Origin of the sequence: Nostoc sp. NOS(2021), assembly GCF_017115025.1 — a bacterium.
GTDB lineage: Bacteria > Cyanobacteriota > Cyanobacteriia > Cyanobacteriales > Nostocaceae > Nostoc.
Genome location: NZ_JABXKM010000290.1, coordinates 6,859 through 16,071, shown reverse-complemented (window position 1 = coordinate 16,071; position 9,213 = coordinate 6,859). Strand labels below are relative to the sequence as shown.

Sequence of the window (9,213 nt, the reverse complement as noted above, 5' to 3'; positions counted from 1 at the left end):
ATATAGGTTTTATCATCAGTTAATGTCCTAACCTTCTTGTCCGTTGCTATAACTCCCGGTTCACCTATTTTCTAGGTGGTTAGGGACTTCCAAATAAAAAAACATCCAATAATTTCTTGTGGGGCGGGTGAGACACCCACCCCACAAGATTGGATAGTTTATTTGTTGGAAATCCCTTAGAAAAAAGACGGAACGGAAGAATAAGGATTATAGCGTTTGTCCCAGATTGCGATCGTAATTGGAGTAGGGCAGCGTAGCAGCAGCTTGCAGAAATCAAACCCGTCTGAAAATGTCTTTAATTTTGAATTTTGAATTTTGAATTTTGAATTGTTAATCTGGTGTTTGTGTCAAACGTGGTGAATGAGTTCGCCGCCAACGGTTAAAGCCATAGACAAGAGCAGCAAAAATTAACAAATAGGGACTGTAAACAATTAACCAAATACCCAGCTTGAGTAAGCCAACGGTAAATGCACCAAAGGAGTGGGTGGAGTTGTTCCAGGTTTGCTGAACTTGCAAACCAAAGGCAGGTTGGGGACTGGTGCTAGAAACTGCTGCTTCGAGGTTCAGCGTAATAGTGGAATATGCAACTTGATTTTGTAGGCTTTTGAGTTGGGCATTAATTTGTTCTATTGTTTGTCGGACATTACTCAACTCTTGGGCAACACTAAGCACATCTCTAATAGAACCCGCCCGATCCATAATTTTTTGCAAATTGACTTCAGTTTTCTGCAAATTAGTTAATCTAGCTTGGAAATCCACCAGGCGATCGCCCACATCTTCCGCAGTGATATTACGACTCTCGACAGTGCCCAATTTAGCTAGTTGTTCTAAGGTCGATTCCAGCAGATTCTCTGGTATCCGCAATTGGATTGTTGCTGTGTAACGCCGGTCGTCGTTTTTGGGTTGTTGTTCTTGCAACCCGATTAAATCCCCTGGCTGTTTATTGATAATTTGCGAAACAGCATCAATAGTTTGATCTACAGAGTTGACAGTTAAAGACATTGCTGCCTTTTTAATCAGTTGGGGACGAGAACGAGCTATTGGTGCAGCTTCCGTATTTTGGGAAATACTGCTTTCACTAGCAGGTGCCATTGCTTTATTTGCCGCGCCATCGGCTGCAATTTGAGGTAAAGCCTGATTTGCTGACTGACGGGAAGAGGCACAACTGGTGAAAATTACCCCTCCTAATAACGCACTCACAAATAAAGCAGATGTGCGCGGTAATTTAATCGAAGTGTACATAATCTACCCTCAGATGGATGAAGTTAACCCCAGTATTACTGAACTAAAACTCAAAGCCTGTATTGTTGCGATTTATGTAACAGAGACGCGATTAATCGCGTCTCTTCTCCCTCATCTGCTTAACTCCCACTGAGTTCAAATGGGTAAATTCAATGGCTGACAGTTCATCTGTGGTTACTCAATTTGAGGTACAATCAAAAGTCTGCCAATTGACGATGCTTGCTGACAGGAGATGCTTCTATGGCCCGGATGTACTATGACGAAGATGCCAATTTAGACCTTTTGGCTGGAAAAACTATTGCGATTATCGGCTATGGTTCCCAAGGTCATGCCCACGCTCTCAATTTAAAAGATAGTGGTTTGAATGTGATTGTGGGATTATATCCGGGTAGTAAGTCAGTAGCGAAAGCTGAAGCAGCTGGGTTAACTGTGAAGAATGTTGCAGATGCTGCCAATGCTGCTGACTTCATCATGATTTTGTTACCGGATGAAGTTCAAAAAACGATTTACAAAAACGAGATTGAACCAAATTTAGAAGAAGGGAATGTGTTAGCTTTTGCCCACGGTTTCAATATTCACTTTGGGCAAGTTGTACCACCGGCTAACGTAGATGTGGTGATGGTAGCACCAAAAGGGCCGGGGCATTTAGTACGGCGGACTTATGAACAAGGGGAAGGCGTACCAGCGCTGTTTGCAGTTTATCAAGATGCCAGTGGTCAGGCACGCGATCGCGCGATGGCATACGCTAAAGGTATTGGTGGTACTCGTGCTGGTGTTCTCGAAACGACTTTCCGCGAAGAAACCGAAACAGATTTATTTGGCGAACAAGCGGTATTGTGCGGTGGTTTGAGTGCTTTAATCAAAGCCGGATTTGAAACTTTGGTAGAAGCTGGTTATCAACCAGAATTGGCTTATTTTGAATGTCTGCATGAAGTCAAACTGATTGTTGACTTGGTTGTGGAAGGTGGTTTAGCCAAAATGCGCGACAGCATTTCTAATACTGCTGAATATGGCGATTATACCCGTGGCCCGCGAATTATTACCGAACAAACCAAAGCTGAAATGCAAAAGATTCTCAGCGAAATTCAATCTGGGCAATTTGCACGGGAATTTGTTCTGGAAAACCAAGCTGGTAAACCAGGATTTACTGCCTTGCGTCGCAAAGAAGCTGAACACAAAATTGAGGAAGTTGGGAAAGATTTACGCGCTATGTTTAGCTGGTTGAAAAAAGCTTAAGCAAAAGTACCCGAAGGATTAAAGTCTCGGCTACTCCAGTAAAGCCTGCTTATCGCGCTTGCGCTCTTGCTAGCGCACTACGCAGGCTGGGGAAATTTAGGTTAAAAAACAAGTGCAGTTTTCATTGTTGATTGTCATTGGTGACAAGTTAAGCTTGTATGGCAGTTTATACAAATACAATTTTGTTTACCTACTGATCACCTCAATTCATCCCTCTATTATGCAATGCCCACAAATAAATATGTAACATCTCAGAAAAACATCTGTAGAGAATATTATGTCTCCTCTAACCGAAGCTTTAGACCGGATATTCAATTGGCTACAACAAAACAACCCTGAAGCTATTTCATATTTACAGCCAGGACTTACCTATACCGAAATTCAAGAAATGGCGAATAAGTTTTCAGTCTTTTTACCAAAAGAAGTTTACGAATTATATCAATGGAGAAATGGTTGCTCAAATAGATTAACCTTTATTTTTGATAGTTTTGAATTCTTAACTCTCGAAAAAGCACTGAGGTTCTATCAGGTAGGAAGCCAAAGTGAACCTTCACTCTTTCCTTTATTCTTTTCTGAAGCATACCTCAAATATTGTCAAATAGTTCTTCAAGAAAATTTTGAAAATCATTCGATAATTTTTAGTGATGCTAAGGAATATGATCTAGTTAAACCAGGATATACTAGTCTGACTAGTATGATGTTAACAATAGCAGAATGTTATGAAAATGGTGCTTATGACCTAGTTTACGATGATGAATTAAATGATTTTATTCGTAACACACAAAAAATTAATGAGATTTATTGTAAATATAATTATCATTTTGCGATCGCTATTTTCATGCTGTGTGCAACTTTTACTCAAACGTAACTCTCCAGCCCTTCCCTACTAGGGAATCTACCGTATACACACAAGTCATCGAATTACCCAAAACAAAAACCTCACCCTGTCCTGACGGACATCCCTCTCCTTACTAACTATGCGTTACCCACATCTTTCTTTACAATCTTGAAACCCATGTTCTATAACCGTCTTAGACACTGAGAATTTAGGCATACTTGACAAATTCGCTTTTAATCTTCTCGCTAAAACTGCGTTTTTATTGAGAATGAACAACGAACGAATCTGGGTTATAAAAACCTGAGTCAATACTCTCGCAAATGTTAAGAAAGATCCGGGTAATGGATAGCCTTACTAAGGAGAGGGACAGGTTTTGCGTAGCATAACCAGGGTGAGGTTTCTTTGGGCTATTCGATAAACCGTAATATTGCGTCAGAATATTAAGTTGCACATCGCGCAATATTCAATGTATTCAGTTCATTCATTTTATGACACAGCTTGCAAATCTTGAGCAATTCTAAAACCAACGTGTTGATAAAAGTAGGGACGAAACCAATTGCGATAGGTTGGTAATGCCATTGAACCATTAGTAGCCCAAGAACCGCCGAGCATCATCTGATGTTTACCATCAAAAAAGGGTGCTGCTTGGTCTTCGTAAAGCGGATGAGGTTGAAATCCTGGTAAGGCATTGAAAGTGTCCCCCAGCCATTCCCAGACATTTCCTCTGAGATCATAGAGCCAACAAGCACTATTAGCTGGTTTGAACATTCCCACTGGGCTGGGGGAAATGAATTGTAAGTTTAGATTATAGTTAGTTAATAAGTGGTTATCCTCACAGGTAAGTAAGGCTTGATTCCATTCGGCTTCAGTCATCAAGCGTATTTCTGGGCCTTGAGAGCGACAAAATGCGATCGCTTCGTAGTAATTGACTTCCACAGGCCAATCTAGGGGTAAGTCTATTTCGTCGAATGTGGCTCGATAACGATACCCATCCTGAAAGGGTATCCAGAATTTTGGATGTTGGACGTTGTAGAGTTGCTTCCAATTCCCAGATTCACTATCCCAGTAGTCTGGATTGTTGTAACCACCAGCTTGAACAAATTTCAGATATTCTCCGTTAGTGATTAGATATTGACTAGCTAAAAATGGTTTAACTTCAACAGTGCGATCGCCATATTCGCTATCCCAACCATAGGTAAGATCATCCTGGGGTTTTCCTAGTTTCACCACACCACCTGGAACCCGGCGCATTTCATTGTTGGGAATCTTCGCGTTGCTAGGTGCGTAATTCCAGCCTTGGGGACGTTTAAGGCGATCAATAGGCAATTGTCGCATCAGCATCGAAGAGGTTTCAAAGTGAATGCGACTATGTTCTATTCCCATCAGCAAAGCCCAGAAGGGATGCTGTTGATGAATTGGGAAATCCAGGTAAGTGTTTTGAATAACCTTTGTGATTGTCTCTCGTGCCTTGTCCCGATATTGCCAAACTTTTTCGACATCAGGCCAGCTAACCCCTTGTATAGCTGCGTCCAATTCTGTCGGTGTTTGTGGATCAACTCCGATTTCAAATAGGGTTTCGTATTGTGAATTAATTCGAGCTTTTATTAAACCAACGGCAATTAACTTGTTGATGAAAAAAACAGCTGAGTGACCAAGATAAAAAATTAGACGGTTTCTTAAAGGATCAGGGTTAATATAAAAAGTTTCTTCCCCGACCAAACTTTTCATGAGTATTTCTTCAAGTTCCCAAGAATTTTCAAAGTAGTTGAGCAGGCTTTGTGAACTGCAATCATTGAGTGTGGGGACTTGAACTGATGTCAGTTTATTTATCGTTGAAACTAAAGCCATGATATTTTTGACAGGAGATTAATTGCACAAATTACATAAATTATGACTGATTACAAGAAAAAGTGTTTTTGATCACATTTTTTCTGTGTCGCCATGATCGGGCAATTTGCTCAATTTGTAAATAGACCAATAATGTATTTTTAAATACTTAAACTACGGGTTGCCAGAATAATATAAATAATGAATTAGCGTTGAATTAGTTGTTTTAACTGACTTTCAGATCATATCCCCGTTAGGGGAAGTGGTTATAGAAAGCAGAGTACAAAAAATCTCCCCAAGTATGTCAACAACTATTGTTTCCATCCCCGTTAGGGGAAGTGGTTATGGAAAGACAGTAAATGGAAAGGAAGAGGTTGGAAGAAAGAAGTTTCCATCCCCGTTAGGGGAAGTGGTTATGGAAAGCAGGTGTAATACCGATTTTTCGACCAGGGTTAAAAGTTTCCATCCCCGTTAGGGGAAGTGGTTATGGAAAGAGTTCACTTCTGGAAGCTTTACTAGGAGGGGGTTTTAGACCCCCTAATCGACGCATTTCTTGATTTGGACAAAAAATCGGAAAAAATCCGTCAATTTTGTAGCCTGAAAGCCTTCCTACACAAGGCATCGACGCATCTCAACGAAGTTATGCGGTTTTCAAGGTTCGGGCGAGATGCGTCGATGAACTTCAACACACTGAATATAAAGTTGTATATATTACCTAAAACCTGTCAAGTATTTAATAAATAAATTAACAATTGTGAGCGCGGTAAGTTTATCTAGAGCAGTTCTGCAATTAATTAGAGAAGCATACGGCGATGCCTTCACAATAGGCATCGCGGATTTTAGATTTAATCTAATCTAAAATCCCAAATCGAGTTACCGATTCACCGCCGCAGCTTCCCGTGCTGCTGCTGCTTGATCTGGGTGGATACCCAAGCGGGTGAGATTAATCCGACCTTTGTTATCAATTTCGCGCACTTTGATAATCACTTCATCGCCCACTGCTACTTCATCCTCAACTTTGCCAACGCGGTAGTCAGCAAGTTGTGAGATGTGGATCATACCTTCTTTTCCAGGCAGAAATTCCACAAATGCACCTATCGGTATAATCCGAGTGATGCGTCCGGCATAGACATCCCCTTCGTGCAGCTTGCGGGTCATGCCTTGGATGATGTTTTTGGCTCTCTTGGCCTTGTTCTCATCCACAGCGGAAATTGTCACGGTGCCATCATCTTCGATGTCAATTTTCGCACCAGTTTCCTCTGTGATTCCCTTAATAGTCTTGCCTCCAGGCCCGATGACCAAACCAATCATGTCTGAATCAATCTTGATTGTTAACAGACGTGGGGCATAGGGTGAGGTTTCAGTACGCGGCGTGTCAATGCAAGCGAGCATTTTCTCCAGAATGTGCAACCGGGCTGATTTGGCTTGGTGGACGGCTTGGGAAATAACGTCCAACGACAGACCGGAGATTTTCATATCCATTTGCAAGGCGGTAATCCCAACATCCGTCCCAGCAACTTTGAAGTCCATATCGCCCAAAAAGTCTTCAATGCCCTGAATGTCGGTCAGGACTCGTACTTCGTCCCCTTCCTTAATCAGACCCATTGCCGCACCACTAACGGGTTTGAGAATTGGTACACCAGCATCCATTAGGGCTAGGGTGGAACCGCACACTGAACCCATTGAGGTGGAACCGTTGGAGGAAAGTACTTCCGATACGATGCGAATCACGTAGGGAAATTCTTCTTTTGACGGTAGCACAGGTAGTAGCGCTCGCTCTGCTAATGCCCCATGACCAATTTCGCGCCTTCCTGGGGCCCGCATTGGCTTGGTTTCCCCGACTGAGAAAGGGGGGAAGTTATAATGATGCAGATAACGCTTATGCTGATCTAGCTGCATATCATCGTTGAGGTTTTGGGCATCCCCAGGTGTACCCAGAGTACAAGTGGATAATACCTGAGTTAGTTCGCGGTTAAATAAACCGCTGCCGTGGACTCGCTTTGGTAAGACATCAACTAAACAAGAAACACGACGCACTTCATCGAGTTTACGACCATCAACGCGAACGTTATCTTCGATGATTTGCCGCCGCATGAAGTATTTGGTAATATCTTTAAAAGTGTTACCAAGTGCCTTGCTATTTGCAGTTGCGGCAACTCGAATTGGGTCTTCTTCTGGCAGTTCCTTAATCGTCGTGGCAATTTCATCCTTGACGACATCTAAAGCTGCATCGCGTTCGGGTTTGGTGAAATGAAATTGAGAGAGGATTTTCTTAATCTGGCTACTAGCGCGATCGCGGATATAATTTTCTAGCGTCTGGTCTACTTGTGGTGGTGCTGCTTGCACTATTACCAGACCCAGTTCTGCTACTAAATCTTGTTGAGCTTTGATTAAGTCCCGCACTGCTTCATAACCAAAGTCAATCGCCTCGATAATATCTCGCTCTGGCAACTGATTGGCTCCCGCCTCCACCATGATTACGCCATGTGGTGAACCTGCTACGACCAGATCCAAGTCTCCAGCTTCAATTTCTGCATAGGTGGGGTTAATAATGAAATCATCTCCCACTAACCCAACCCGCACTGCTGCCATTGGCCCATTAAAAGGAATCTGGGCAATCAAGGTAGCGATCGAAGCACCTGTAACTGCTAGCACATCGGGCGGTACTAACTCGTCCATCGACATCGTTATGGCAATAATTTGCAGGTCATCCCGTAGCCATGAGGGGAACAGGGGACGCATGGGACGGTCTATTAGACGGCTGGTGAGAATTGTTTTTTCTGGTGGACGACCTTCCCGCCGCATGATCCCGCCGGGAATCCTACCTGCGGCATACAGCCTTTCTTCATAATCTACTGTGAGGGGAAGAAAATCAATGCCTTCTCTGGCTTGTGATCGCGTAGCCGTCACTAAAACGGATGTGTCCCCTGATTCTATCAAAACCGACCCACCAGCCTGGGGAGCTAGTAAGCCTACTTTCAGTCGAATATCCCTTCCATCGAAGGATATTGACTTGTCAACTTCTGCCATTCAGTTTTTTTTCCTTCTCTTTCGCTATTCTCTTTCTGTGGCAATCCTAACATTTATGCACTATGGCTGGCTTCTAGTACATACAAAGATAAGACTTGTAGTTCAACCCAAAGCGCGATACATGATCAGCGCGTCTACCACTTGTTCATCCCTTAGCTTTGCTGCACGCGGAATCCGCCCAATGATCTCAAATCCTAACGACTGCCAAAGTGTAATTGAAGGTATATTAGTTTCAAAGACCAAATTGAACATTACTGCTTCATAGCCCAGGTTAGCTGCTATCAAGAGCATCGCCTCTCCCATGAACCGCCCTATCCCCTGACCACGTAACCCAGGTTGTACAATAAAACCAGCGTTGCAAATATGGCTACAACGACCGGGAAAGTTTGGTTTTAAATAAAACGCCCCTAACATTTCTTTTGGCTTGTGTGTAGTATTCTCAACAGATGTCTTGACAACAAAGGCATCCTTACTCAACCAGTAAGCTGAAAATTCTGCCGGAGATAGAGGTTGCTTTTGGGGATAAGTTTTACCTTCAACAATTACAACATTCAGTAATGCTCTTACAACCTCCTGTTCTTGAGGATGCATATAATCTAGTTCCACTAATAACCCATTTTTTAAAACTTTAATTAGGGGAAAATTCATTATCAATAATGTTTATGTTGAAGAAGTGCTTAAATATTTATTATACGCAATATTTGACTAAAAAAGCTTATTTATTAAGATGCAAAAAGTAGAATGATGACGATTTTAATTCTTGAGTTTTGGGAAAATCTGAGTAGTTAGCAAATGGCGATTTTACACGGAAATTGGTTACTAAAAAATCAAAATGGTTGTTTATTTATTTGGGGAGAAACGTGGCGATCGCCACGAGTAAATTTCGAGTCTAGTGGATCTGGAGATATACCACTACATCCATTGGCAATGACATCAGTTGAGTTGAATGAGTGGTTGCGTTCCCAGAACATGGCAATTACCAACTTCATCCAGCAACCTCAAATTGCGATGCCTGCGGCGGGCGGAGCGATCGCTACTAC

General features: G+C 42.4%; 7 protein-coding genes and 1 CRISPR repeat array. Of the genes, 3 read left to right on the top strand and 4 right to left on the bottom strand.

Annotated elements, in window-relative coordinates; all coding sequences use genetic code 11:
• Positions 1 to 330: 330 nt before the first annotated feature.
• The gene (locus tag HWQ41_RS28480; RefSeq protein ID WP_292770561.1) at positions 331 to 1,242 is read right to left on the bottom strand and encodes a DUF4349 domain-containing protein; all 912 of its coding nucleotides are present in this window, start codon (positions 1,240 to 1,242) and stop codon (positions 331 to 333) included.
• Between the two features lie 240 nt (positions 1,243 to 1,482).
• Here HWQ41_RS28480 and ilvC point away from each other — a divergent pair, with 240 nt between their 5' ends.
• Together ilvC and HWQ41_RS28470 are read left to right on the top strand one after the other, a co-directional pair.
• Positions 1,483 to 2,478 (top strand): ketol-acid reductoisomerase, encoded by a 996-nt coding sequence (gene ilvC / locus HWQ41_RS28475; protein WP_292770559.1) that lies wholly within the window; start codon positions 1,483 to 1,485, stop codon positions 2,476 to 2,478.
• A 277-nt stretch (positions 2,479 to 2,755) separates the two neighbouring features.
• A complete protein-coding gene (locus HWQ41_RS28470) occupies positions 2,756 to 3,346 on the top strand; it encodes a hypothetical protein (protein WP_292770558.1) in 591 nt (196 codons plus the stop codon).
• Between the two features lie 456 nt (positions 3,347 to 3,802).
• Here HWQ41_RS28470 and ovoA read toward each other — a convergent pair whose 3' ends face one another.
• From ovoA to HWQ41_RS28455, 3 genes are all read right to left on the bottom strand, one after another.
• The gene (gene ovoA / locus HWQ41_RS28465) at positions 3,803 to 5,164 is read right to left on the bottom strand and encodes a 5-histidylcysteine sulfoxide synthase (RefSeq protein WP_292770556.1); all 1,362 of its coding nucleotides are present in this window, start codon (positions 5,162 to 5,164) and stop codon (positions 3,803 to 3,805) included.
• A 219-nt stretch (positions 5,165 to 5,383) separates the two neighbouring features.
• A CRISPR array of direct repeats spans positions 5,384 to 5,637; the repeat unit is 36 nt; unit sequence GTTTCCATCCCCGTTAGGGGAAGTGGTTATGGAAAG.
• 379 nt (positions 5,638 to 6,016) lie between these two features.
• A complete protein-coding gene (locus HWQ41_RS28460; RefSeq protein WP_292770554.1) occupies positions 6,017 to 8,173 on the bottom strand; it encodes a polyribonucleotide nucleotidyltransferase in 2,157 nt (718 codons plus the stop codon).
• A 102-nt stretch (positions 8,174 to 8,275) separates the two neighbouring features.
• Entirely contained in the window at positions 8,276 to 8,821 is a 546-nt protein-coding gene (locus HWQ41_RS28455; RefSeq protein WP_292770552.1) for an N-acetyltransferase, read from the bottom strand.
• A 144-nt stretch (positions 8,822 to 8,965) separates the two neighbouring features.
• Between HWQ41_RS28455 and HWQ41_RS28450 the strand changes: the two genes are divergently transcribed.
• Positions 8,966 to 9,213, top strand: a 248-nt coding sequence (locus HWQ41_RS28450) for a hypothetical protein (protein WP_292770550.1), incomplete at its 3' end; no start/stop codon positions are given.